General features: G+C 58.2%; 28 protein-coding genes and 1 pseudogene. 15 read left to right on the plus strand and 14 right to left on the minus strand.

What is annotated here, in order from left to right:
• Positions 1 to 5: 5 nt before the first annotated feature.
• The 6 genes from rseP to pyrH all read right to left on the minus strand — a co-directional run bounded on the left by rseP (position 6) and on the right by pyrH (position 5,720).
• Positions 6 to 1,346 (minus strand): RIP metalloprotease RseP, encoded by a 1,341-nt coding sequence (gene rseP / locus MUY35_RS06760; RefSeq protein ID WP_248364953.1) that lies wholly within the window; start codon positions 1,344 to 1,346, stop codon positions 6 to 8.
• 35 nt (positions 1,347 to 1,381) lie between these two features.
• Complete coding sequence (dxr, locus tag MUY35_RS06765; RefSeq protein ID WP_248364954.1) at positions 1,382 to 2,566, minus strand: 1-deoxy-D-xylulose-5-phosphate reductoisomerase; 1,185 nt, start codon at positions 2,564 to 2,566, stop codon at positions 1,382 to 1,384.
• Positions 2,567 to 2,582: 16 nt separating this feature from the next.
• The gene (locus tag MUY35_RS06770) at positions 2,583 to 3,398 is read right to left on the minus strand and encodes a phosphatidate cytidylyltransferase (RefSeq protein WP_248364955.1); all 816 of its coding nucleotides are present in this window, start codon (positions 3,396 to 3,398) and stop codon (positions 2,583 to 2,585) included.
• Between the two features lie 111 nt (positions 3,399 to 3,509).
• The gene (locus MUY35_RS06775; protein ID WP_248365687.1) at positions 3,510 to 4,259 is read right to left on the minus strand and encodes an isoprenyl transferase; all 750 of its coding nucleotides are present in this window, start codon (positions 4,257 to 4,259) and stop codon (positions 3,510 to 3,512) included.
• A 49-nt stretch (positions 4,260 to 4,308) separates the two neighbouring features.
• Positions 4,309 to 4,875, minus strand: a complete 567-nt coding sequence (gene frr / locus MUY35_RS06780) for a ribosome recycling factor (protein WP_248364956.1) — start codon at positions 4,873 to 4,875, stop codon at positions 4,309 to 4,311.
• A 155-nt stretch (positions 4,876 to 5,030) separates the two neighbouring features.
• Positions 5,031 to 5,720 (minus strand): UMP kinase, encoded by a 690-nt coding sequence (pyrH, locus tag MUY35_RS06785; RefSeq protein ID WP_248365688.1) that lies wholly within the window; start codon positions 5,718 to 5,720, stop codon positions 5,031 to 5,033.
• A 215-nt stretch (positions 5,721 to 5,935) separates the two neighbouring features.
• Here pyrH and miaA point away from each other — a divergent pair, with 215 nt between their 5' ends.
• From miaA to MUY35_RS06805, 4 genes are all read left to right on the plus strand, one after another.
• The gene (gene miaA / locus MUY35_RS06790; protein ID WP_248364957.1) at positions 5,936 to 6,835 is read left to right on the plus strand and encodes a tRNA (adenosine(37)-N6)-dimethylallyltransferase MiaA; all 900 of its coding nucleotides are present in this window, start codon (positions 5,936 to 5,938) and stop codon (positions 6,833 to 6,835) included.
• 203 nt (positions 6,836 to 7,038) lie between these two features.
• A complete protein-coding gene (locus MUY35_RS06795; protein WP_248364958.1) occupies positions 7,039 to 7,845 on the plus strand; it encodes an AraC family transcriptional regulator in 807 nt (268 codons plus the stop codon).
• A gap of 197 nt (positions 7,846 to 8,042) precedes the next feature.
• Positions 8,043 to 8,588: a VOC family protein gene (locus tag MUY35_RS06800; protein ID WP_248364960.1), complete on the plus strand. Its 546-nt coding sequence runs from the start codon at positions 8,043 to 8,045 to the stop codon at positions 8,586 to 8,588.
• Positions 8,589 to 8,638: 50 nt separating this feature from the next.
• Entirely contained in the window at positions 8,639 to 8,986 is a 348-nt protein-coding gene (locus tag MUY35_RS06805) for an antibiotic biosynthesis monooxygenase (RefSeq protein ID WP_248364961.1), read from the plus strand.
• A gap of 37 nt (positions 8,987 to 9,023) precedes the next feature.
• Here MUY35_RS06805 and MUY35_RS06810 read toward each other — a convergent pair whose 3' ends face one another.
• Complete coding sequence (locus MUY35_RS06810) at positions 9,024 to 9,632, minus strand: transglycosylase SLT domain-containing protein (protein WP_248364962.1); 609 nt, start codon at positions 9,630 to 9,632, stop codon at positions 9,024 to 9,026.
• 216 nt (positions 9,633 to 9,848) lie between these two features.
• Between MUY35_RS06810 and ssb the strand changes: the two genes are divergently transcribed.
• Positions 9,849 to 10,340, plus strand: a complete 492-nt coding sequence (gene ssb / locus MUY35_RS06815) for a single-stranded DNA-binding protein (protein WP_248364963.1) — start codon at positions 9,849 to 9,851, stop codon at positions 10,338 to 10,340.
• Between the two features lie 47 nt (positions 10,341 to 10,387).
• Here ssb and aroB read toward each other — a convergent pair whose 3' ends face one another.
• Together aroB and MUY35_RS06825 are read right to left on the minus strand one after the other, a co-directional pair.
• Positions 10,388 to 11,500 carry a 3-dehydroquinate synthase gene (aroB, locus tag MUY35_RS06820; protein ID WP_248364964.1) on the minus strand — a complete coding sequence of 371 codons (1,113 nt, stop codon included), beginning with the start codon at positions 11,498 to 11,500 and terminating at the stop codon, positions 10,388 to 10,390.
• A gap of 1 nt (position 11,501) precedes the next feature.
• Positions 11,502 to 12,047, minus strand: a complete 546-nt coding sequence (locus MUY35_RS06825) for a shikimate kinase (protein WP_248364965.1) — start codon at positions 12,045 to 12,047, stop codon at positions 11,502 to 11,504.
• Between MUY35_RS06825 and MUY35_RS06830 the strand changes: the two genes are divergently transcribed.
• From MUY35_RS06830 to MUY35_RS06845, 4 genes are all read left to right on the plus strand, one after another.
• Entirely contained in the window at positions 12,031 to 12,300 is a 270-nt protein-coding gene (locus MUY35_RS06830; RefSeq protein WP_248364966.1) for a hypothetical protein, read from the plus strand. The genes MUY35_RS06825 and MUY35_RS06830 overlap by 17 nt on opposite strands.
• 1 nt (position 12,301) lies before the next feature.
• A complete protein-coding gene (locus MUY35_RS06835; protein WP_248364967.1) occupies positions 12,302 to 13,903 on the plus strand; it encodes a hypothetical protein in 1,602 nt (533 codons plus the stop codon).
• Entirely contained in the window at positions 13,900 to 14,838 is a 939-nt protein-coding gene (locus MUY35_RS06840; protein WP_248364968.1) for a site-specific tyrosine recombinase XerD, read from the plus strand. The genes MUY35_RS06835 and MUY35_RS06840 overlap by 4 nt, the downstream gene beginning before the upstream one ends.
• Before the next feature lie 170 nt (positions 14,839 to 15,008).
• Entirely contained in the window at positions 15,009 to 16,994 is a 1,986-nt protein-coding gene (locus MUY35_RS06845) for a DEAD/DEAH box helicase (RefSeq protein WP_248364969.1), read from the plus strand.
• A gap of 48 nt (positions 16,995 to 17,042) precedes the next feature.
• On the opposite strand, the gene MUY35_RS06850 is transcribed toward MUY35_RS06845, so the two are convergent.
• Positions 17,043 to 17,507, minus strand: coding sequence for a type II toxin-antitoxin system RatA family toxin (locus MUY35_RS06850; RefSeq protein WP_248364971.1), 465 nt, complete (start codon positions 17,505 to 17,507; stop codon positions 17,043 to 17,045).
• A 69-nt stretch (positions 17,508 to 17,576) separates the two neighbouring features.
• Between MUY35_RS06850 and hpt the strand changes: the two genes are divergently transcribed.
• Together hpt and MUY35_RS06860 are read left to right on the plus strand one after the other, a co-directional pair.
• Entirely contained in the window at positions 17,577 to 18,122 is a 546-nt protein-coding gene (hpt, locus tag MUY35_RS06855) for a hypoxanthine phosphoribosyltransferase (RefSeq protein WP_248364972.1), read from the plus strand.
• Positions 18,123 to 18,125: 3 nt separating this feature from the next.
• Positions 18,126 to 18,299 carry a hypothetical protein gene (locus MUY35_RS06860; protein ID WP_248364973.1) on the plus strand — a complete coding sequence of 58 codons (174 nt, stop codon included), beginning with the start codon at positions 18,126 to 18,128 and terminating at the stop codon, positions 18,297 to 18,299.
• Positions 18,300 to 18,311: 12 nt separating this feature from the next.
• Here MUY35_RS06860 and lipA read toward each other — a convergent pair whose 3' ends face one another.
• Both lipA and MUY35_RS06870 read right to left on the minus strand, forming a co-directional pair.
• Positions 18,312 to 19,262 (minus strand): lipoyl synthase, encoded by a 951-nt coding sequence (gene lipA, locus MUY35_RS06865; protein ID WP_248364974.1) that lies wholly within the window; start codon positions 19,260 to 19,262, stop codon positions 18,312 to 18,314.
• Positions 19,263 to 19,342: 80 nt separating this feature from the next.
• Positions 19,343 to 20,278 carry a hydrogen peroxide-inducible genes activator gene (locus MUY35_RS06870; RefSeq protein WP_248364975.1) on the minus strand — a complete coding sequence of 312 codons (936 nt, stop codon included), beginning with the start codon at positions 20,276 to 20,278 and terminating at the stop codon, positions 19,343 to 19,345.
• Between the two features lie 109 nt (positions 20,279 to 20,387).
• On the opposite strand from MUY35_RS06870, the pseudogene MUY35_RS06875 reads away from it, so the two are divergent.
• From MUY35_RS06875 to MUY35_RS06885, 4 genes and pseudogenes are all read left to right on the plus strand, one after another.
• Positions 20,388 to 21,524: pseudogene (locus tag MUY35_RS06875) on the plus strand (catalase); the annotation flags it as partial.
• Positions 21,525 to 21,530: 6 nt separating this feature from the next.
• Positions 21,531 to 21,827 carry a catalase-related domain-containing protein gene (locus MUY35_RS17165; protein ID WP_348984506.1) on the plus strand — a complete coding sequence of 99 codons (297 nt, stop codon included), beginning with the start codon at positions 21,531 to 21,533 and terminating at the stop codon, positions 21,825 to 21,827.
• 174 nt (positions 21,828 to 22,001) lie between these two features.
• A complete protein-coding gene (locus MUY35_RS06880; protein ID WP_248364977.1) occupies positions 22,002 to 22,547 on the plus strand; it encodes a peroxiredoxin in 546 nt (181 codons plus the stop codon).
• A 114-nt stretch (positions 22,548 to 22,661) separates the two neighbouring features.
• Positions 22,662 to 23,372 (plus strand): hypothetical protein, encoded by a 711-nt coding sequence (locus tag MUY35_RS06885; RefSeq protein ID WP_248364979.1) that lies wholly within the window; start codon positions 22,662 to 22,664, stop codon positions 23,370 to 23,372.
• Positions 23,373 to 23,382: 10 nt separating this feature from the next.
• On the opposite strand, the gene MUY35_RS06890 is transcribed toward MUY35_RS06885, so the two are convergent.
• Together MUY35_RS06890 and gmk are read right to left on the minus strand one after the other, a co-directional pair.
• Positions 23,383 to 23,910, minus strand: coding sequence for a gamma carbonic anhydrase family protein (locus MUY35_RS06890; RefSeq protein WP_248364980.1), 528 nt, complete (start codon positions 23,908 to 23,910; stop codon positions 23,383 to 23,385).
• Positions 23,907 to 24,563 carry a guanylate kinase gene (gene gmk / locus MUY35_RS06895; RefSeq protein ID WP_248364981.1) on the minus strand — a complete coding sequence of 219 codons (657 nt, stop codon included), beginning with the start codon at positions 24,561 to 24,563 and terminating at the stop codon, positions 23,907 to 23,909. Before gmk ends, MUY35_RS06890 begins: the two co-directional genes overlap by 4 nt.
• Positions 24,564 to 24,567 lie beyond the last annotated feature (4 nt).

Raw genomic sequence — 24,567 nt, forward strand, 5'->3', positions numbered from 1 at the left:
CCAACCTACGGACAGAACAGATCATTTGTCAGACCAAACACCATCAGCGCCAAGACCAGCGCCAAACCAATGGCCAGCATCACATTCAACACCTTATCGGACGGTTTTTTGCCGGTGACGGCCTCATAAGCGAAGAAGACCAGATGCCCGCCGTCCAGAACCGGTATGGGAAACAGGTTCAACAGACCAATGGCCGTCGACAGCATCGCGATGAAACTGATGAAGCTTGTCGCGCCAAGCGACGCCGCCTGCCCCGACACTTGCGCAATACCCAACGGGCCGGACAGATTGCAGCTTGAAATCGCACCTGTGATCATATGCCAAAGCCCCGACAGGCTGGACGTGATGACATACACCACCCGCTCGGCCCCCGAAGCGACGCTTTCCCACAGACCGGGCGTGCGGGTGGCTGGTTCAAAAACCATGCCCGAAGTGATGCCAATCAGCCACCGCGTCTCAAACCCGCCATCAGCGCTGGGAATATCCTGACGGCGCGGGGTCAGGGTGACCTCCATCGGGGTGCCATCACGCAGGATGCCAAGGGTCATTGCCCCGCCATCGCCATTCACCACAACCTCGCGCAAGGCGTTGAAAGTCGGCACCGGCATGCCGTCGACCGAGGCAATGAAATCGCCCTCTTTCAGACCAGCGTCGATTGCCGCAGATTTCGGGGTGACCGACCCGACAAGGGCCGGGAACGGGTGCGTGGCGGTCAGGCTGATGACCTGCCCGTCGCGCTGCACCTGATAGTCAACGAGCGCACTTTCAGGTAATTTCTCAACAATCGTATAAAACTCGGCCAGTGGGGGCATTTCATAGCCGGCGATCGACAGGATTTCATCGCCCTCGCGCAGCCCGTCTTCCATCCCTGGCACGTTCAGAGGGGTCGCAACCGACAACGGATCGCGCGCCACACCGGTCGCCAAGGCCAGCCCGGCGAACACTATGATCGACAGAATGAAGTTGAACACAGGGCCCGCCGCAACGGTGGCCGTGCGCGCCCACAGCGGGGCGCCGTGCATGGTGTGGCGACGTTCCTCATCGCTCATCACGGCCATGGCGTCGTCATCTGCGCTGCCTGAAGCGACATTCGCATCACCGTGAAATTTCACATATCCGCCAATGGGAAAGGCCGCGATCTGCCAACTGGTTCCGTGCTTGTCTTCACGGGCATACACCACTGGCCCCATCCCGATTGAAAACACATCCGCTTTGATCCCGGACCAACGTCCCACGATGTAGTGGCCATATTCATGCACCGCGACAATCACCGTCAGGGCAGCCAAAAACGCCAAGATCGTGAAGGCAAGGTTGCCAAAATCGGGAAGCAGCCCGGTTAGTTCCATGGGGGAGTCACTCCTGCTCTTATTGTTTTTGCCGCTTAGGGGCGGGTGTCGATCACGCGTTGTGCGGTGTTGCGTCCCATTTGGTCGGCCGCGCGCACATTATCAAGGGTCATTGCGCCATGCGCCAAAGACGCATCGCCGTCAAGGCGGGTCAAGGTCTCCTCAACAATGCCCGCCATATCCATGAAACCGATCTGACCGGCGATGAACGCATCCAGAGCGACCTCTTTGGCGGCGTTGAAGATGGCACCGGACATTCCGCCTGCCGCCATCACCTCGCGTGCAAGGCGCAGAGCGGGATAGCGGACCTCGTCCGGCGCGCGAAACTCCAGCGTGGCGATCTTGGCAAGGTCCAGCCGGTCGACCGGCAATGCGCGACGGTCGGGCCAATGCAGGGCGTAGCCGATCGCATGGCGCATATCGGGCGCGCCCAGATGCGCCATCAGCGCGCCGTCATTGAACCCCACCAGCGCGTGGACCAGGCTTTGGGGGTGAACGACAACCTCGATCTGCTCTGGACGGATATCGAAATACTCTTTTGTTTCTATGACTTCCAGTGCCTTGTTAAACATCGAGGCGCTGTCTATCGTGATCCGTTGCCCCATATCCCAGTTCGGATGCGCACTGGCCTCAGCCAGCGTAGCACCCGCTAGCTTTTCAAGCGGCCAGTCACGAAACGCCCCGCCCGACGCGGTGATAATCACGCGCTCGACCGAGGCTATATCTTCACCCACAAGCCCCTGAAAAACGGCGGAGTGCTCGCTGTCCACGGGCAGAATGCGTGCGTGGTGAGCTTGGGCGGTGGCCATGATCAGCGGGCCTGCCGTGACAAGGCTCTCTTTGTTGGCCAAAGCTAAGGTCGCGCGCGCCTCAAGCGCCCGCAGACCGGGCAGAAGCCCTGCGGCACCTACTATTGAAGACATCACCCAATCGGCGGGACGCATGGCGGCTTCTTCCATGGCGGCGTCACCAGCGGCTGCCTCTATCCCCGACCCAGCCAGCGCTTCGCGCAAGGCGGGCAGGTTTTTTTCATGTGCAGTAATGGCAACGTTCGCTTTCAGCCGGATCGCATCATGCGCCAGCAGGGCCACATTGTGCCCACCCGTCAGGGCCACAACATCATATCCATCTGGATCACGGGCGATCAGGTCGATGGTGGATTGCCCAACCGACCCCGTCGCCCCAAAGATCGAGACCCGTCGCTGCGATGTCGGTGTCATGCGCCCTGCCCTGTTTTCATGTTGAAACGAAAAGAGACGCAGCCCCGGTCAACACCATCAGAAGACCCGCCGCGCCAATCATCGCGTCAAAGCGATCCAGCATCCCGCCGTGACCCGGAATGAGGTTTGAGCTGTCTTTCACGCCCACCTTCCGCTTGATTGCGCTTGCAACGATATCGCCCATCTGGCCAGCAAATGCGATCAGCGGGGCGAACAACGCTTCTGTGGGCGTAAAAACGCCCTGCGTTGCGCCAAGCAGGCCGATCAATAACGCTCCGACCCAGCCCGCAACAGTGCCAGACCACGTCTTTTTGGGACTGATGCGCGGCCAGAACTTCGGCCCGCCCATCGTGCGCCCGACGAAATATCCTGCGACATCCGACATGATGATAATCATCAAGAACCAGATCAGAACCGGCCCCGGGCCCATCGCAATGAAGCCCAGACCGGCCAACATGATCAGACTGCAATAACTAAGGAACAACAGCCGGTGTTCTTTGATCAAAACCGCGCCAAGAAGCGGCGGGATCAACAGCGTCAGCGTTTTCGCCGTCACCAGACCCCTGCCCGGATCGGCGCCGTTAATGCCAGAACCCGCAACGAAAACGGCAAGCGTTGCGAGGCCGCCAAGTAGGACAGAGATTTTTGGCGTGGACGGCTGCAAAAGCCGCGCAAATTCACCCACACACAAGCCGATCGCGACGGCAATCAAGATCAGATATATCGGATTGCCCAGGGCAATCGCCAGAATCGCGATCGCCGCCAGGACAATGGCAGACAGCACGCGGGGTGCCAGATCGGACCAATTGGTGGAAGGATTACTGATTTTCATGACGGGTTTATGGCACTCACACGCCCGGCCCTCAAGCGGTTGATCATGCGGGCATGGGGCAAGATCGCGACGTGGCGCAAATGTCGCGCCACGTTTGGGCAGAATGGTGGGTTATTCTGCCGCCGTCTCAACCGCGCCAAAGCGCCGTTCGCGCCCGGCAAAGCGATCCACGACCTCGGCAAACACCTCGGTCGAAAAATCGGGCCAAAGCGTGTCGATGAATTCATATTCCGCGTAAGCGGATTGCCACAGCAGAAAGTTTGAAATTCGCGCCTCACCCGATGTTCGGATCACAAGGTCGGGATCAGGTAAAACGCATGTATCCAAGTAACTTGTCAGCGTTTGCTCATCTACGCTTTCAGGATCCAATTGACCTGCGGCCACATCCATTGCCATCCGTCGAGTGGCGCGCGCCACCTCGTCCCGGCCACCGTAGTTCAGGGCGATGGTCAGATGGACGCGATCATTGCCTTCGGTCAGCGTTTCAAGCTCGTGCATCAAGGCGATAAGCTTTTTGTCCAGCCGATTACGGTCGCCAATGAACCGCACGCGCACGCCTTCGTTGAACAACGCACGGGCCTCTTTGTGGATATAGCGGCGAAACAGGCTCATCAGGCCCGCAACCTCGGTCTGGGTACGCTTCCAGTTTTCTGTCGAAAAGGCGAAAATCGTTATGTATTTCACACCCAGGTCCGGGCAAGCCTCGACAATCTCACGAACACGTTTGGCTCCGGCATGGTGGCCAAATAGCCGAGGTTTGCCCCGCCTTTTTGCCCAGCGTCCATTGCCGTCCATGATGATGGCGACATGAGCCGGCGTTTTTTGCGCCTTCTCTGCTTTGTCCACGGCTTTGGTGCCCATCAACATGCCCAATTCTACTTTTAAGATCAAAGATCGCCCCGTTTCGGGGTCAAACCTGCATGATCTCTTCTTGTTTTACCTCAAGAGCCTTGTCGACATTACCAACAAATTTGTCTGTCAGGCCCTGCACTTCATCATGCCAGAATTTGTGATCGTCTTCACTCATTCCATCATTCTTCGCTTTTTTAAGCTGTTCCATGCCATCACGACGCACGTTTCTGACCGATACGCGCGCGTGTTCGGCGTATTGCGCGGCAACGCGGCTAAGTTCGCGGCGGCGTTCCTCGTTCAACTCCGGGATCGGCAGCATGATAATGGTGCCATTAAGCTGCGGGTTGATGCCAAGACCACTTTCGCGGATGGCTTTTTCAACGGCATTCACCATGCTTTTGTCCCAGACATTGATCGTGACCATGCGCGGCTCGGGCACGTTCACGGTGCCCACCTGATTGATCGGTGTGCGCTGACCATAGGCTTCGACCATAATCGGCTCCAGCATCGATGCCGACGCGCGTCCGGTGCGCAGCGACGCAAATTCAGTTCTCAACGAGGCAATCGCGCCATCCATGCGGCGTTCCAGATCACCCATATCCAGTTCAAATTCTTCGTTGGCCATCTTATGGCTTCCCCTTGTCTTCTTCTCGCTTGTCAAACCGAGCGTCTTTGGCCCGGTATAGCGCCACCACCCATCAAATGTATAGGTCCGGTTCCCCTGACGATGCGCGTTGTTTCAATCTTGGGCGAAAAATCGCCCCAAGATATCAGGCTGTTTCAGTTACCGACGCGCGTATACGTGCCTTCGCCAGACAGAATGCCTTTGAAGCCGCCGGGCTCGTCCAGTGAAAAGACGATGATCGGCAGGTTATTGTCACGCGCCAGCGCAATGGCCGAGGCATCCATGACCCCCAACCGCTTGGCCAGCACATCATCATAGGACACCTGATCATAACGCACGGCCTCTGAGTTGGTAACCGGGTCCATATCATAGACACCATCGACCTTGGTTCCCTTAAAGATCGCTTCGCAAGCCATTTCATTTGCTCGTAAAGTTGCCGCTGTATCTGTGGTGAAATACGGGTTACCGGTGCCCGCGGCAAAGATGCAGACCCGTCCTTTTTCAAGGTGGCGCACCGCGCGACGGCGGATGTAAGGCTCACACACCTGATCCATCGGAATGGCCGAGATCACGCGGGTATACACCCCCAGCCCTTCAAGGGCCGATTGCATCGCCAGCGCGTTCATCACTGTTGCCAACATCCCCATGTAATCTGCGGTCGTGCGCTCCATACCCTGGGCCGAGCCTTGCAGCCCCCGGAAGATATTGCCGCCGCCGATCACCATGCAGATCTCGACGCCCATATCGTGGACCGACTTGACCTCTTGCGCGATGCGTTCAACGGTTGGGGGGTTCAGGCCGAAGCCTTGATCACCCATCAGCGCTTCGCCTGAAATTTTCAACATGACACGTTTATAGGTTGGTTGCGGGATGTCGGTGTCGCTTTGCGAAGCGCCTGCGCCCGTAACCACTGAGGCCTGATCACTCATCGGTTGCCACTCTCTGGTTGTCGTGATTGTGTTGGCGCGCAAGATGCCTGATCAAAGCAGATTATTCAATGCGCGATCCCGGATGCGCGGCAAAAAAGAAGCAATCAAGGCGCAACCCAAGTGAGGAGCCGATGCCGGATACTGGCGATGACATTCTGAAAATCGCAGATCGCGTCCCCGCCCATCAACCGGTTCTGATCGCTGGGCCGACGGCCTCGGGGAAATCCGCGCTGGCCTTAGCCATCGCCGAGGCATCGGGCGGTGTGATCGTGAATGGTGACGCACTGCAGGTCTTTTCCAATTGGCGGATACTGACTGCGCGCCCATCAGAGGCAGACGAAGCCCGCGCGCCGCACCTTCTTTATGGTCACATCCCCGGTGATCAGGAGTATTCCGTGGGCCATTGGCTGCGTGACGTCGCCCCTATCCTGCAGGGTGGCGCACGTCCGATCATCGTCGGCGGCACCGGGTTGAACCTGTCGGCATTGACCGAAGGGCTGGCCGACATTCCCCCAACGCCCGCCCATATCCGTGCAGAAGGTGAAGCATTGCTTGCCACAGATGGCCCGCCCGTCCTGCTGGCGGCCCTTGATCCGGACACACTGGCGCGGATTGACCAGCAGAACCCGGCCCGCGTGGCGCGCGCATGGGAAGTGCAGCGCAGCACCGGGCGCGGTTTGGCAAGCTGGCAGGATGATACCCCGCCCCCGCTATTGCCGCTGCCGAATGCCTGCGCCTTCGTGCTTGAGCCTGACCGTGACTGGCTGCGCGGTCGCATCGCGCGCCGCTTCGACTTGATGCTGGATCAAGGTGCGTTGGACGAGGCGCGCGCCAACCTTGCGAACTGGAACCCCAAAGACCCCAGCGCCAAGGCCATCGGTGCGCCCGAATTGATTTCGCATCTGAATGGTGAGTTGACACTGGACGAGGCACGCGCAAGCGCCATCATTGCCTCGCAGCAATATGCCAAGCGGCAACGGACGTGGTTTCGAAAACGGATGCGCAAGTGGCAGGTGATTCCCCTGCCCTGATCACAAGGCACGCGATATTTCACACGATCACCGTCTGAATTTCCGCATCAATCCGCCGAAATAGCCACATTTGTCGCCCAAACCCTGTGAACAAGCTGTGGATAACTCGCCTTGAGAAAAAATCGTGAGACAGGCCCGGATTTTTAGGATACCCATAGTGCGTTGAGAAATTATGCCTGATTATGTGACCAGACTTAGAACAAATGACCAAAAACACCGCTATTTCCTCGCCCTTTCGTGTCATGCCGCTTGCCCGGTTGGGAAGTGGTGGCCGCTGGCGCACCGAAGCGATGCGGTCCTATGGCGCGCCGGTTCTGTTGTGGTTCACACGCGGGCAAGGCCGGATCACAGTAAACGGCGTGACGGCCGGCTATGGTCCGCATAATTGCCTGTTCCTGCCCGCCGGTACGATGCACGGGTTCGAAATGTCCAGTCAGGTTAACGGAACCATCGTGGTCTTTCCGCAAGGCAGCGAAGACGAACTTGCCCTGCCCAACGAGGCCGTCCACCTGCGCCTGCGCGAAACGGACAAACAGATGATTTTGAACGGGCTGGTCGACGACCTGCACCGCGAAATGGAAAAAGGCTCTGACACCGCACGTCGCGCCATGATGTGCCATGCGGGCCTGCTGTCGGTGTGGCTTGAACGTCAACTGGCCGACACAAAGGTCGACCAGACCGCGATCAACGCCACCGGGCGTCTGGTCAACGCCTACACCGCCCTGGTCGAACAGGCCTTCCACACAGACAAAACCGTGCGCGACTATGCGGCGGAACTGGGCGTGACGCCCACCCATCTTAGCCGCGTCTGTAACAAGACTTGTGGGCGCCCTGCCTCGGCGATCCTGCAAGACCGCATCCATTACGAGGCACGTCGCCTGTTGACGGAAACTCACATTCCCATCAAAGACATCGCCAAATCGCTTGGCTTTGCCTCGGCCGCCTATTTTACCCGTGCTTTCCAAAAGCAAACCGGCGCGACCCCTTCGGCGTTCCGCAAAGGCGGCTAAACGATCCGGTCATGTCGTCGAGATCGCCGGGTGACAGTGTGATCTGGCCCTTGATCCCAAGCGCGGTCATCATGATCCGCGCCAACGTCCTTTCTTTCGCCCCATCAAAGAAGATTTCACCTGTTTTGGACACTTGTGTCAAATCGTTGCATTTGCAACGACATTATGATAGTTAACACCGAAACTGGAGGAACATCATGAAAATTGAACAGATTCACCACGTCGCCTATCGCTGTAAGGACGCCAAGGAAACCGTTGAATGGTATGGTAAAATGCTGAACATGGACTTCGTTCTGGCGATCGCCGAAGACCATGTGCCATCGACCCACGAACCTGACCCCTACATGCATGTTTTTCTGGACGCCGGGAATGGCAACGTGCTGGCCTTCTTCGAACTGCCAACCAAACCCGAAATGGGTCGCGATCCCAACACGCCGATTTGGGTCCAGCACATCGCGTTCAAGGTCAAAGACCGCGCAGAGTTAATTGAATTCAAAGAACATCTTGAAAAAGAAGGTGTCGAGGTTCTGGGCGTCACCGATCATTCGCTGTTCCACTCGATCTATTTCTTTGACCCCAACGGCCACCGCGTCGAACTGGCCTGCCCCGACCCCAAAGAGGAGGCGATGCTGGCCCGGATGGACGAAGTCAAATGGGACATGTTGAATGAATGGTCACAGACCAAGCGTGCGCCCAAACATGCCGAATGGCTGCATAAAAAAGAGCTGTCCGGGGTAGAATAGGAACGATCACCACTCTAATCTGGGCGCGATCTTAAGAAGGACGCGTCCAGATGACACCGGAACGTTTTGCCCCCCTGCCAACCCCACCCTATTACGCGGTGATTTTCACCAACCAGCTGGCCGATCCCGCGCCGGGCTACGAGGCGATGGCAGACCAGATTTTCGAACGTGCTCAGGCCCAGCCCGGATATTTGGGCGCAGAAAGCACCCGCGATGGCGCAGGTCTTGGCATCACTGTGTCCTATTGGAAAGACGAAGCATCGATTCGCGCGTGGAAGGCCGTTTCAGACCACATGGTCGCGCAAAAACATGGCATAGATCGCTGGTATGCGCATTACACGCTGCGCGTCGCCAAGGTTGAACGCGCCTATGAGGGGCCGGAAGGCCGCCACCTGTAACGGCCAGTCAGACGGTCAACATGTACGCGGCGCCAGCTTAACTGCCCAGAATCGCGCGCACATAGCCGCGCGTTTCCTTATAAGGCGGCACGCCAGAATGTTTCTGCACCGCTTCCGGCCCGGCATTATAAGCCGCCAGTGCCAGACGCCACGACCGGAACCGATCATATTGCTGGCGCAGATAGCGCGCACCACCTTCAAGGTTCTGCGCCGGATCATGTGGGTTCACGCCCAGCTTGCGCGCGGTGAACGGCATAAGCTGCGCCAAACCAATAGCCCCCGCATGGCTCAGCGCGCGTGGATTCCATCCGCTTTCCTGCTGCACAAGGCGCAAGAACAGGTCTTGCGGAATGCCGTGGCGTTGCGCGGCCGATTTGGCCAACGCCAAGAACTTGCCTTTGTATTTTCCTTTGAACGACGGGATGCCATAGGTCGGTTCGGCCCCCTTGTTCGGCGTCAGCCGGGTGCTGGCCGCGTATTGCTGGGCCGCGCGGCTATCGAGCACACGTGTCTGCGATGCGAAAGCGGCACGTCCACCAGAGCTTGAAAAGAGGTTATCCGCTAAAGCAGCCCCCCCAATCGGTGCGACACTTGTCGCGAGGCCCAAAATACAGCCCAATGTGGTCGAAAAAAACTTGCGCAACATGCCTGTCCCCCGAAAACCCTCGCCTGCAATATACGCAAGTTCCCGATTTTGGGAAAGAGGGTGCATGAATTTCGCAGCAAGCGTGCGCGCCGGGCCAGAAAAAACTGTAGTCTCTGGCCTGCCTCACCTGGCTGGGACGACTGGTTTTTCCGATTTCATCTGGCCCACCACATGGTGTAACCATGGGGTCGAATTACAGAATCGGAAGGACGACGGATGGCGGGTTCGCTTAATAAGGTCATGCTCATCGGCAATCTGGGCGCTGACCCGGAAGTGCGCACATTCCAGAACGGTGGCAAGGTGTGCAACCTGCGCATCGCAACGTCAGAGACTTGGAAAGACAAGCAAACGGGCGAGCGGCGTGAAAAAACCGAATGGCATTCGGTTGCTGTCTTCCAAGAAGGTTTGGTGCGCATTTGCGAACAATATTTGCGCAAAGGCTCCAAGATTTTTGTTGAAGGCAAACTGCAAACCCGCAAATGGCAAGACCAGTCAGGCCAGGATCGCTATTCAACCGAGGTTGTGCTGCAAGGATTTGACGGCACATTGACCATGCTTGACGGGCGTGGCGATGGCGGCGGCCAAGGCGGCGGCGGTCAAAGCGGTGGCTACGGTGGCGGCAACCAAGGTGGTTATGGTGGCGGCGATTCTGGCCCGGCGCCCGCTGGTGGCAGCGGCGGCGGTTTCGACGACGAAATCCCGTTCTGAGAAAACAAGAAATTCAACGATTACAGCCGTCCGATTGGGCGGCTGTTTTATTTCCGCCCTGCCAGTGCTTCATCCAGAACCGACCGCACCACACCCATATCCACGTCGTCCGCCACAAAGGCATCACCAATGGCGCGGGCCAGAATGAACCGCAGCTTGCCCTGTTCAACCTTCTTATCCTGCCCCATCAGGACCATCAGCCCATCGGTGTCGGGCAGATCGCCTGCAATGTCGGACAGGTCTTTCTTCATGCCCATCGCTGACAGGTGCTGACGGAAGCGCGAGGGGCTTTCCTGACTGATCAACCCCAACCGGGCCGAGGTTTCAAACGCCAACGCGCAACCAATCGCGACCCCTTCACCGTGGAGCAGACGATCAGAATAGCCGGTTGCCGCCTCTAGCGCATGGCCAAAGGTATGACCAAGGTTCAAAAGGGCACGGTCGCCCTGTTCGGTCTCGTCCCGCACGACGATGTCGGCTTTCATTTGGACCGAGCGGCGCACGGCTTCTTCTCGCAGCACCATGTCACCGGCCGCCAGCGCGGGGCCGGTGACCTCAAGCCACTCAAAAAACGCGCCGTCACCCAGTCCGCCGTATTTCACGACCTCGCCGTAGCCGGCTAGAAAATCGCGAGGGGCAAGCGTGCCCAACACGTCGATATCCGCCAGCACCAGCGAGGGTTGGTGAAACGCGCCAATCAGGTTCTTGCCCTGCGGCGCATTGATGCCCGTCTTGCCCCCGACCGAGCTGTCGACCTGTGCCAGAAGCGACGTTGGCACCTGCACAAACCGCACGCCACGGCGCAACATTGCAGCCGCAAAGCCCACCAGATCACCTATGACGCCGCCTCCGAAGGCAATCACCACATCCTTGCGCTCGACCCGTTCTTCCAGCAACCATTCAACCGTGTGCATCAGGTGCGGCCAGCTTTTGGTGGACTCGCCAGGCGGCAATATCAGCGCCTCGGACGTGATGCCCTCAGCCGCAAGACCGTCTTGCAGTGTGGTCAGATGCAGCCCTGCCACGGTTTCTTCCGTCACGATCCAAACCTTGGGGCGGCTCAGCAAAGGGGCAATCTCGACCCCTGCCCGCGCCAGAAGACCCGGCGCGATGCGCACATCATAGGCGCGGTCATCCAGCGGCACATGGACAGTGGTCATCTCAAATCTCCTCTAGCACATCGGAGCGGGTCAGAAGCGCCCGCACCACCGCATCGGCCATATCGGCAATCGAGAATTCGCGCTGAGCCTCGACCGACAAATCCGCCGTTGCATAAATCGGTACGCGGGCGTCGTAAATTTCGGTCAGCGTGGCTTTTGGATCAGGGGTGCGCAGCAAAGGGCGCGTGTCTTTGTGCCTTACGCGCGCCCACAGCAGGTCAAGGTCAGCCTTAAGCCACACCGCAACGCCCCGCGCCGCGATCATTTCGCGATTGCGGTCTGACATGAACGCGCCGCCACCGGTGGATAGAACGGCGCGTTTGGTGTCCAGAAGACGGCCGATCACCTCCGTTTCGCGTTTGCGGAAGAAGTTTTCGCCGTCACGCGCGAATATCTCGGCAATGGACATGTTGGCGGCGCGCACAATTTCATCGTCGCTGTCCAGAAACGGCACTTGCAGCCGGTTGGCAACAGCCTGCCCGACCGCGGTTTTACCCGCACCCATCATGCCCACCATGACGATGGATTTCTTGACCTTGAATGCCAAAGCGGCGCTCACCTGCCCAAATAAAGATTTCTTTCCTGAATGGCGTGATCTTACGGGAAATGCCATATATAAATCAGACAAAATACCACTTGAGGCAGAAAATAGGTGGAATGATATGCTGATCCGCTTGATCAAGCTCGTACTTTTCTTGGCAGTTGTAGGCCTGATCGGCCTGACCGGCTTTTCGTTTTTCGGTGATATGGCACCGCGAACCGCGCCGCAAAGCAGCACCGTGACGTTAGATGGCGGCTGATATGCCATTGCGCAGACGACAAAAACGCGTGGCCTGTCTGGCTGGCGCGGTTTTGTGTGTTCTGGGTGGGTTGGTGCCCGCCGCCCATGCGCAGTCTGCGCAGGGGACAAGACCTTTGTCGGCAATCGACTGGTTGTCCGACAGCATCGCGTTGCCGCCGCCGTCGGCTGACAGCGCGATTCTTCCGCCTGCACTGAATGAGCCCGCGACCAGCACCGGGGCCTCGGTTGCCGAGGTCACGATGACGCTGCTGGAAACGCCCGTTCTGGATGCGGTCGGTCTGCTGCCGCATATCGTGACCGGATTGCCACGCAATCTTTGGGGCATGTCACGGCCCGACGATCTGGCGCGGCGCATTTCGGCGCTTGAACTGGACCTGTTGCCCGCCATGCAAAACTTTCTGTTGCGCCTGATGCTGGCCGAGCTTGATCCCCCCAAAGGGTCGAGCGCCGCCGAGGATCGACTGTTTCTGGCGCGCGTTGACCGACTGTTGTCGCTGGGCGCGTTGGATCAGGCCGAAGCCCTTCTGGCCCGCGCCGGGTCGGTGAACCCACGCGTGTTTCGCCGGGCTTTTGACACCGCCTTGCTGTTGGGCAACGAAGACCAGCAATGCACGACCCTGCGCGCCACACCCGACCTGAGCCCGACCTTCACCGCCCGCGTCTTTTGTCTGGCGCGCAGTGGCGATTGGGACGCCGCCGTTCTGACACTCGAAACCGGCCGGGCGCTTGGATATATCAGCGACGAAGACGACGCCCTGCTGGCGCGGTTCCTTGATCCTGACCTGTTTGAGGATGAGCCGGAGCTGCAACGCCCCGATCATCCCTCGCCCCTGACATTTCGCATGTTCGAAGCCATCGGGCTGCATATCAACACGTCATCCTTGCCGCTGGCCTTCGCCCAATCTGATCTGCGCGCCAATATCGGCTGGAAAGCCCGCGCCGAGGCGGGCGAGCGGCTGGCCCGTGTGGGGGCTGTGACCGAAAACCAGCTATTGGGCCTCTACTCCGAACGCAAACCAGCCGCCTCTGGTGGTATCTGGGACCGGATGAGCGCGGTGAAAGCTGTCGAACAGGCGCTCGCGTCGGGCGACGACGCCAAACTTGCGCGCACAGTCGAAGACCTTTGGGCCCATCTGGAGGCAAGCGGGCTGGAAGTGGTGTTCGCACAGATCTTCGGCTCAGATATTGCTGCGCGCAACCTGCCGGGCACCGCGGGCGACATCGGGCTTCGGTTGGGACTGCTGTCTGAACAATATGAGACCGTGGCAGAAGCCGCCAGCGCGGACCCCGATGACCCGCTGACCAATCTCCTTCTTGGTATCGCGCGCGGCCAAACTGAAGAATTGACGCCAATGGATGACCGCACCCGCGCGGTTCTGGAAGGCTTCACAGCGAACTCCCTGCCCGTACGTTTGCACTCGCTTGTCGAACAGGACCGGTTGGGCGAGGCGATCTTGCGCGCCGTCGCCCTGTTCACCAGCGGCAGCAATGGCGATCTGGACGAGCTGACCGACGCGCTTGCGTTTTTCCGGCAAGTCGGGCTGGAACAGGTCGCGCGCCAAGCAGCAATTGAGTTCCTGATCCTTGAGAGGCGCGGATGAACGCCGATCACGCCCGCTGGATTTCGACCTTTCTGGAAGCACAGGCGGCGGAACTTGATGCGTCCGAAAATACGTTGCTGGCCTATGGACGCGACCTGAAAGGCTTTGCCGAATTCGCGGATTACAAAGGGTTGGCATTTGAGGACGTCACCCGCGCGGACATTGAAACCTTCATGGTCGATTGCGACACAATGGGGCTGGCCCAATCCACGCGCGCGCGCCGCCTGTCGGCAATCAAACAATTGTACCGTTTTGCCTATGAAGAGACGTGGCGCAAGGACAACCCCGCCCTGAAAATCAAAGGCCCCGGACGGTCAAAATCGCTGCCAAAGATTCTCAGCGAAGATCAGGTTGACGCGTTGCTGACCACGGCCCGCACCCAGGGGCGAAGCGCCGCCGGCAGGTTGCGCAACACCTGCCTGATGGAACTGCTCTATGCCACCGGGATGCGGGTCAGCGAGCTTGTCACCCTGCCCGTTGCAGCCACCCGTGGTGATCCGCATATGCTGCTGGTCAAAGGCAAGGGCGGCAAAGAACGCATGGTGCCCCTGTCCGGCCCCGCCCGCGATGCGCTGGTTGAGTGGCTTGAAGCGCGCGACGGTGCCGAGGACAGCGCGCGCGCCAACAAAGGCACCAAGCCGTCGCCTTTTTTGTTTCCATCTACCGGAAAAAGTGGCCATCTAACCCGGCATCGTTTCTATGGGCTGATCAAAGAGATTGCCGTGGCCGCCGGCGTCTCGCCCTCGGTGGTGACACCCCACCGGTTGCGCCATGCGTTTGCGACGCATCTGCTGGCGCATGGGGCCGATCTACGCTCGATCCAGACGCTTCTGGGCCATGCCGACATCTCGACCACCGAGATTTACACCCATGTGCTGGAAGAACGCCTGAAAGACCTTGTTCTGACCCACCACCCCTTGGCGGACACTGACTAGCGGCTATGCGTTATTGCGCTATACATTTTGCTTCAGGCAGGCTATTGCCCCCTATCTTGATGCATCCCCACAGGCACGAAACGCAAAGGCGCGTTTGGCCTGACGGTTTTCGGCCCTAAAGGTCAGAGCGTGGGTGTGCGTGCCCATCGAAACAACAGAATTGATCGCCCGTGAAACAGCTTATCTCTGACGCGCTCGCCGAGCGCGGATATGAAACATTGACCCAAGTCCAGACCGCCGTGTCCAAACCCGAACTTGAAGGTGCCGACCTTCTGGTGTCAGCGCAGACCGGATCTGGCAAAACGGTGGGTTTCGGTCTTGCCATTGCCCCTGTCCTGTTGGGCGAAGAGGACCAGTTTGGCCCCGCGCAAAGCCCGCTGGGTCTGGTCATCGCCCCAACCCGCGAGCTCGCGCTGCAGGTCAAACGCGAACTGATCTGGCTGTTTGCAAAAACCGGCGCGGTCGTTGCGTCCTGCGTGGGCGGAATGGACATGCGCGACGAACGGCGTGCCTTGGCGCGCGGCGCACATATCGTTGTCGCAACACCGGGTCGCCTGCGTGACCACGTGATGCGCGGATCGATCGACCTGTCGGCACTGCGCAGTGTGGTTCTGGACGAAGCGGACGAAATGCTGGATCTGGGCTTTCGCGAGGACCTTGAGTTCATTCTGGATGAAACGCCCAAGGATCGCCAAACGCTGCTATTTTCCGCGACAGTCCCGAAAAGCATCGCATCCCTTGCCGCCCGCTATCAAAAAAACGCCGAGCGCGTCACCACAGTCGCCGAAAAGAGCCAACACATCGATATTGAATATCGCGCGATGTCCGTGGCTCCGCGCGACGGGGAAAACGCGATCATCAACGTGCTCAGGTTCTTTGAGGCACCGAACGCCCTTGTCTTTTGCAACACCCGTGCGATGGTCAACCGCTTGGCAACACGCTTGTCCAACCGAGGCTTTTCGGTTGTGTCCCTATCAGGCGAGCTAACCCAAAACGAACGCACCAACGCGCTGCAATCCATGCGCGACGGGCGTGCGCGGATTTGTGTGGCGACCGATGTCGCGGCGCGCGGGATCGACCTGCCAAAGCTTGATCTTGTGATCCATGCTGAACTGCCCAACAACCATGAGACATTGTTGCACCGGTCAGGCCGTACAGGGCGCGCAGGACGCAAGGGCGTCAGCACTCTGATCGTGCCACCATCGGCACGCAATAAGGCCGAGCGCCTGCTGCGGTTTGCCAAACTGACCGCCGTTTGGGCCCCCGCCCCCTCGGCGCAAGAGGTTCAGGCCGAAGACCAGAAACGCATTCTGGCCGACGAGGTGTGGACACAAGAGCCAACCGCGAACGAGGCCGCACTGGCCGAAGAACTGGTCGCGAAATTCACCCCGGCGCAACTGGCAACCGCCTACCTACAGCTTTATCACACCGCGCACGCTGCGCCGGAAGAGCTGTCGGCGGCCAATGCCAAACCCGAAAAGCGCGAACCCTTTGGAGCGAGCGTTTGGTTCACCCTTGCCAAAGGGCGCAATCAAGGGGCTGACCCGCGTCACCTTCTGCCGATGCTGTGCAAGGCCGGTAACATCACACGCGCTGATATCGGAGCGATCCGCCTTCAGGATGACAAGTCGTATTTTGAGGTGAAGGCCGCAAAACTCGACGGGTTCCTTAAATCCCTCGGCAATGGCATGACAATCGAAAAATTTGCTGTCGAGCAACTTGCGACCGCCCCTGATCTGGCCCGCAGCAGCAAGCCGCCACAACGTGGCAAGCCGCGTCAGTTTGACAAGCCCAGCAACCGCCCCCGGCATGACGACGACAGAAGCGAGCGCAAACCGCACCGCAAGGGTCCGCCCAAAGGGGATGCGCCCAGCGAACGTAAGCCAAACCCGAAGCATAAGTGGAAGGACGACAAAGACAGTGATCGTCCGGTTAAAGCCTATGCTAAGCAAAAAGACGACGACCGCAAGCCGCGCAAGGGCCCGAAACCTGCGGGCGACAAGCCCAGAGCCAAACGCCCGGCTGACGACGCAACAAAGGGGCCGCCCCCACCCAAGGGCAAGACCTCTAGCAAGAAAAACCGCGCCCGCGCGGCGGCGAAAGTCGTGGCAAAGGCCAAGGGCGGCGATTCCGCTCCGAAGCGCCGCAAGGGGTAAGGCACAAGGGCGTGCAGGCGAACGGATCATATTGCGCGCCCTGAACGATCAGCTGGTTGGTTGTTGCGTTCCATAAAGCTGTTCGGCGCGTTTTTCGAATGCCGCGACGATGCGGTGCATCGCCTCATTAAACACTAGGCCGATCACCTTTTGCAGGATCGCGCTTTTGAATTCGAAATCGACAAAGAACTCCACTTCGCATCCGGTGTCATTGGGGTGAAAAATCCAGTGTGACTTCAGATACTTGAAAGGTCCATCAAGATATTCTGTGTCAATCCGGCGTCCGGCCTCGTCAAGCCAAACACGGCTGGCGAAACGTTCGCGAAACACTTTGAAGCTGATCACAAGATCGGCGTCCATCAACTGTCGCCCGTCCGGTAGCGGCGTCACACGGCGCACGCGGGCGGCTGAATTCCATGGCAGAAATTCGGGATAACGGCCAACATCTGCGACCAAATTATACATCTGTTCGGCCGTATATGGCAGGATGCGTTTTTCCCCATGTGTCGGCATGACGACGTTTTCCCTTCTAACTTGCCTGCACATGTCCTAGGAATACGACCGGAAATCAAGGGGGAAGACATGGCACAGCGTCCATATGTCATCGACACGATGATCTCGGCCAAACAGATCGCGGCCCGGGTCGAAGAGCTTGCGCAGGAAATCCATGACGAGTTCAACGGCACCGATAAGCTGGTCGTCGTCGGGCTCCTGCGCGGATCATTTGTGTTCATCGCCGACGTTGTGCGAGAGCTCGATTTGCCGGTCGAGGTCGATTTTCTTGAGGCGTCTTCATACGGTGATTCCACCGAAAGCAGCCGGGAAGTACGCATTCTCAAAGACTTACGAGGCGAAATTGGTGGGCGCGATGTGCTGGTCGTGGAAGACATCGTCGACACGGGCTTCACGCTGAAGCATGTTGTCGGCCTTTTGAAAGCCAAAAGACCGCGCAAACTGAAGACCATCGCCTTGCTTGATAAGCCATCGCGGCGCGAGGTGAACATCCGCGCGGATTGGATCGGGTTCGAGATCCCCGACGAATTTGTCGTGGGCTACGGCATCGACTTCGCGCAACGCGACCGCAACCTGCCCCATATTGGCAAGGTTCGGTTTCTAGACGAAAGCTAAGTCATGAACCCCCGTTGGTTCATGCGCATGTCCAAATGGGCACGAAAACCGCCTTCGGCCAGCCGGGTGAGGTTGGTTTTTGCGGTCATCGCGATCTGTCTGGTGCTGGTCGCGATCGAAAAGCTGTTCGGAACGCCAGACTGGATGCAACTTGAGCGATTGCGCTTCAGACCTTAATTGTATTCTTGATCAAAGGCTTGCAAGCTTAGCTTCACGTGCCGCACGCAACCGCGCAAAGTCATCACCGGCGTGATAAGACGAACGCGTCAGCGGCGTTGACGACACCATGTGGAAGCCCTTGCCATAGGCTGCCGTCTCGTAATCCTTGAATTCATCAGGATGCACGAACCGTTCGACCGCATGGTGTTTCGGCGTGGGTTGCAGATATTGACCGATGGTCAGAAAATCAATGTCGGCGGCGCGCATGTCATCCATAACCTGCAATACGCCCTGACGATCTTCGCCCAACCCAACCATGATGCCCGACTTGGTGAACATCGAGGGGTCCATCTCTTTCACCCGCTGCAACAGGCGCAGCGAATGAAAATACCGCGCGCCGGGGCGCACCTGTGGATACAGGCCGGGGACCGTTTCAAGGTTGTGGTTGAACACGTCCGGGCGCGCCTCGACCACAGTTTCCAGCACGGATGGATCACATTTCAGGAAATCCGGCGTCAGAATCTCGATTGTCGTGTCTGGCGACTGGTGGCGAATGGCGCGAATGGTCTGGGCGAAATGGTCGGCCCCACCGTCTTTCAGGTCATCGCGGTCAACCGAGGTGATCACGACATGGTTCAGACCCAATTTTTTGACCGCATTTGCCACGCGCCCCGGCTCGAACGCATCCAGATCGTCGGGACGGCCGGTGGCCACGTTGCAGAAGGTGCAGCCCCGTGTGCAGATGTCGCCCATGATCATCATGGTGGCGTGGCCTTGGCTCCAGCATTCACCGGCGTTCGGACAGGCCGCTTCTTCGCAGACCGTGGACAGGTTGTTTTCGCGCATGATCTTATGCGTTTCCGCATAGCCCTTGCCGCCGGGCGCTTTCACCCGAATCCAGCTGGGCTTTTTCGGCTGGGCATTGTCCGGACGATGCGCCTTTTCAGGGTGGCGGCTTTCCGGAATTTTCAGATCACGCATGGCTTTCCTCCGCGCCAAAATCGGTTCAGCAATATATAACGTCATCTGGCAAGCAAGTCACCTTGAAAGCCGCAACGCTGCTATGAGCCTGACGCATGGCCCGAAGGGCTTGCAACCGCTCTGCCCGCCGTCTTCAACAGCCCCGCCAACGTGTTGAACCATTCGATATGCGGCGACAGGTTGCGGCGCACCAAACCGATCTGTCGGCTGGGTTGCGGGTCAGCAAATCGGGCAACAGACAGATCAGGTGTTGCCTTCTGTTCATCATGGCGCGCCATTTCCGGCAGGAAGGTCACACCAAGCCCGCCTGCCGCCAGACGGCACAATGTGCCAAGCGAGGCCGCGCCAAGATCAACCCGCCGACCGCCACGTGGAAATCCGCAGGCCTCCAACGCCTGATCAGCAAGGCAATGGCCTTCATCCAACAAGAGCAACTGATCGGGGTCGATTACATCCGGGCGCAGTACCGGGTGGTTTTGGGTAATGTCGACAATATGTTCAGCGGTTCCAGCCAACAAGAAACGGTCGCGAAACAGAGGTGTTTCCACCATTCCCGACACACCGGACGGCAGTGCAATAATGGCGGCGTCCAAGCGGCCATCCTCTAAATCCGAAATAAGATCAGCGGTTTGCGCCTCGCGCAACCTAAGATCCAACCCCGTCGTCTGCCCCCGGATCAGCGGCAAGGCAACGGGCAGCAGATAGGGCGCAACGGTCGGGATGACACCAAGGCGCAACCGCCCGGTCAGGCCGCGTTGCCAATGGACTGCATCCTCCATCCGTTCCAGTTCGGCCATGATCCGTTTGGCGGTCGCCAAGACATCCTGGCCTGACGACGTCAGTTCGACCCCCTTCCGCTCGCGTACGAAAAGCGGCGTGCCCAGCCGCACTTCCAACTCCTTTATCTGGTTGGACAAGGCGGGTTGCGTGACGTGGCACTGATCGGCCGCCCGCCCGAAATGGCGCGTTTCGGCCAGTGCGATGACATATGACAGTTGCCGCAAAGTAATATTCATAATCTGACGTTATCACCACGCAAAGTAATTACAATTTCTCTTTATCGACAGCAATGGGCAAACTGCCCCCAGATATTATGAAAGGGAGACTGATATGTCCAAGACACGCATGACCACTTCTGCCGGTGCTCCGGTTCCCGATAACCAAAATTCCATCACGGCAGGTGAACGCGGTCCGGTTTTGATGCAGGACTATCAACTGATCGAAAAATTGGCCCACCAAAACCGCGAACGCATCCCCGAACGTGTGGTGCACGCAAAGGGCTGGGGCGCGTTTGGCACACTGAAAATCACGGGCGATCTGTCAAAATACACCCGTGCCAAAGCCCTGCAACCCGGCACTGAGACGCCGATGTTGGCGCGGTTTTCGACCGTGGCGGGCGAATTGGGGGCTGCGGACCACGAACGCGACGTGCGCGGCTTCGCTCTGAAGTTTTATACCGAAGAAGGCAACTGGGATTTGGTTGGCAACAACACTCCGGTCTTCTTTGTGCGCGACCCGTTGAAGTTTCCCGACTTCATCCACACCCAAAAACGCCACCCGCGCACCAACATGCGCAGCCCTACGGCGATGTGGGATTTCTGGGGGCAAAGCCCGGAGGCGCTGCATCAGGTGACGATCCTGATGTCGGATCGCGGCCTGCCGCAAACGCCGATGAACATGAACGGTTATGGCAGCCACACCTATTCGCTTTGGAATGACGCGGGTGAACGGTTCTGGGTGAAGTTCCACTTCAAAACCCAGCAAGGCCACGCGCATTACACCAACGAAGAAGGCAACGCCCTGATCGGTCAGACCCGCGAGGGGTATCAAGAGGCACTGTTTGGCACGATCGAGGCCGGCACCTTCCCGCGCTGGAAAATGCAGGTGCAGATCATGCCGGAAGCGGACGCGGAAAAGACGCCCTACAACCCGTTTGACCTGACCAAAGTTTGGCCGCATGGCGACTACCCCGTCATCGACGTGGGTGAATTTGAACTGAACCGCAACGCGGACAATTACTTCGCCGAGATCGAGCAAGCCGCCTTCAGCCCGTCCAACACCGTTCCGGGGATCGGCCACAGCCCCGACAAGATGCTGCAGGCGCGCGTCTTTTCCTATGCCGATGCCCACCGATATCGTCTGGGCACCCATTACGAGGCCTTGCCGGTGAACGCCCCGCGCTGCCCAATGCATCACTATCACAAGGACGGCCAGATGAACTTCATGGGGCCCAAAACGGGCCATCCCGACGCGTATTACGAGCCGAACATGTATGAGGACGCCGCGCGTGAAGATCCGACCACGCTGGAGCCGCCCTTGCGCATATCCGGCGATGCGGCGCGGTATGATCACCGGGTGGGCAATGACGACTATTCCCAGCCGCGTGCTCTGCACGACCTGATGAACGCTGCTGAACAGGCCCGTCTTTACAGCAACACGGCGGCTGCCATGCACGGTGTGCCAGATGACGTGATTGACCGCGTGCTGGTCCATTACGACCTTATCAGTCAGGCCTATGGCGATGGTATTCGTGCGGCGCGCGCGGCACTGGCCAGCGGCGCGTAAAGGTCCGTATCGTCGAAAACCAATCGGGGTGCGGTCCACGCCGCGCCCCGACCCATGCGCCCTTTTGCCACCCTTCCAAAATCCTCGTTGAGACCGATCTGGAATCGTTCTAACCAGTGTCGCAACAGCGTCGCGCGATTCTCTGCGCGCACCTCAATAAAAAGGATTTTCAACATGCAAACTGGCGTTCGCGTTCCCAATATCACCTTTAAAACCCGCGTCCGTGACGACAGCATCGAGGGTCCGAACCCATTTCGCTGGCAGGACATGACAACCGCCGACTATTTTGCCGGCAAACGCGTTGTTCTGTTCTCGCTGCCCGGTGCGTTCACGCCCACATGTTCAACCTATCAGCTTCCCGGCTATGAAAACGGCGCTGACGATTTCCGCGCCCAAGGCATCGACGAGATCTATTGCATGTCCGTGAACGACAGCTTCGTCATGAACGCGTGGGCCCGCAACCAGGAACTGGAAAACGTCAAAGTCATCCCCGATGGCTCGGGCGAGTTCACGCGCGGCATGGGCATGCTGGTCAACAAGGACAACCTGGGCTTCGGCGCCCGCTCGTGGCGCTATGCCGCTGTCATCAATGACGGTGTGGTCGAGGCATGGTTCGAAGAGCCGGGCCGCTGCGACAACCACGGCGAAGACCCATACGGCGAAAGCGCCCCGGAAAACGTGCTGACCTGGCTGAAAGAGGCTGGCGAAAAGGTCGCGTAAAAAACCGACTTGTAGGAAGTAGAGTCGCCCATGGGCGACTCTTTTTTTGTTTTCTAATCGACCCCTTTCAACGAAGGTTTGGGCAACATACGGCCAAGTCTATAGGAAGCTTAAATGCTCCGCTTGTTTAGAAAGCTATTCAAGAACTACACCTTGTTGGAGATGCTTCAAGGGTTGTGGGATTGGTGGCCCACCACATTAATCATATCTGTTATGTTGACAGCAACGTCGGCAGTTCTTGCGTATTTGCAAGACTCTACAGCTTTAGAGATTTGGTTGATTGCTATTTTCACAGTTTTCTTGTCTTTAGGAATCATCTGGTTCGCAAATTCCCTTATTAAAACTTATCGGCAGTTCTCGCGTCTCTATTTCCATAAAGTGATTGTACGTTTAGGTGTGAAAACCGCCTCAGATGGACCTAAGATTCTCCAGTCCGTCAACATTGGCTTTTTTATCGAAAACGCCTCCGATCATTTGTTTCGATATAAAGTCGAGTATATTCGAACATCTTTCGCAGGACGGGTTAATCCTGCACCAACCTATGAAAACCGTGGAGGCGAAATAGGAGGAAGAACGATCCACGACTTCGTCGATGCTGAAATCATCATTGATGAGCCTCTAAAAGAACGATCGACTTACAATGGGACACTAGAAGCGTTGATTTCATACAACACACATAAACGGCGACCACGTTATCTAAAGATCAAGAGAAACATCATACTACACATGAACGAATACCCGAACTTCGTGTTCAAAGACGTTGAACGGCTTGACGATTTTACTAACGCTGAGAAGCTGGCCAAATTGATGAAAGGCATCGCTTAGGCTTCGATGTCTATTTGCTGCCACCCACCTTCAACCCCTTCAAGAACCGCGCCGCGTTTTCCTGATAGTGCACAGCCGACGCCTCAAGCCCCTTGATCGCGGCCTCGTCCAGCTCCCGCACAACTTTCCCCGGTGCGCCCAGAACCATTGACCCGTCGGGGATCACTTTACCCTCTGTCACCAAAGCCCCTGCCCCGATCAGGCAGTTCTGGCCGATCACCGCGCCGTTCATCACGGTCGCGTTCATGCCGATCAGGCTGCCGTCGCCGATGGTGCAGCCGTGCAGAAGCACTTTGTGGCCGACCGTAACGTTTTCACCGATGGTCAGCGGGAAGCCCATATCGGTGTGAAAGACGCAGTTTTCCTGCACGTTTGTGCCCGCGCCCACGTCAATCAACTCGTTATCGCCGCGCAACGTGCTTCCGAACCAGACCGAGGCGCGTGCGCCAATGCGCACTTTGCCGATCAGGTTGGCATCCGGCGCGATGAACGCGTCGTCGGCGATGTCAGGTGAAACTCCGTCCAAGTCGTAGATCATTCATTTCCCTCTTCAAACTCGGCCTGCAACTTACGGACATGGTTCAACAATCCGGGTTGCTGGTTGCGGCGTTGGCGTGTGGCTTCAACGATTGTGATCAGTTTTTGCGCCGTTTCTTCCAGATCGTCGTTGATCAGCACGTAATCATAGCTGCCCCAATGGCTGATCTCGTCCCAGCTTTTCTGCATCCGCTTGGCGATCGTGGCCGGGTCGTCCTGCCCGCGCCCCTCAAGCCGTGCGCGCAACTCTTTGATTGAGGGCGGCAGGATGAAGATCGACAGCGAATGCGAGGCAAGCGAGGAGTTTCGGATCTGCACCTCGCCCTGCCAGTCCACGTCGAACAGCACGTCACGGCCGGTTTCGATTGCCTTGCGTACGGGTTCAGACGGCGAGCCGTAGAAATTGCCGAAAACGTGGGCGTGCTCCAACATCTCGCCCTGAATGACCATGTCCCTAAACTTGGACTCGTCCACGAAATGATAGTGCTGCCCGTCCACCTCGCCCTCACGCGGCGCGCGGGTGGTGGCCGAGACCGAGAAGCTGAGCGTCGGATCCCAGTCCATCAGCCGCCGCGCCAGAGTGGATTTGCCTGCGCCCGATGGCGAAGACAGGATGATAAGAAGGCCGCGTCGCTGATTGTTCTGGGCGCTCATGTCT

Source organism: Aliiroseovarius sp. S1339, from assembly GCF_023195695.1.
Taxonomy (GTDB): Bacteria; Pseudomonadota; Alphaproteobacteria; order Rhodobacterales; family Rhodobacteraceae; genus Aliiroseovarius.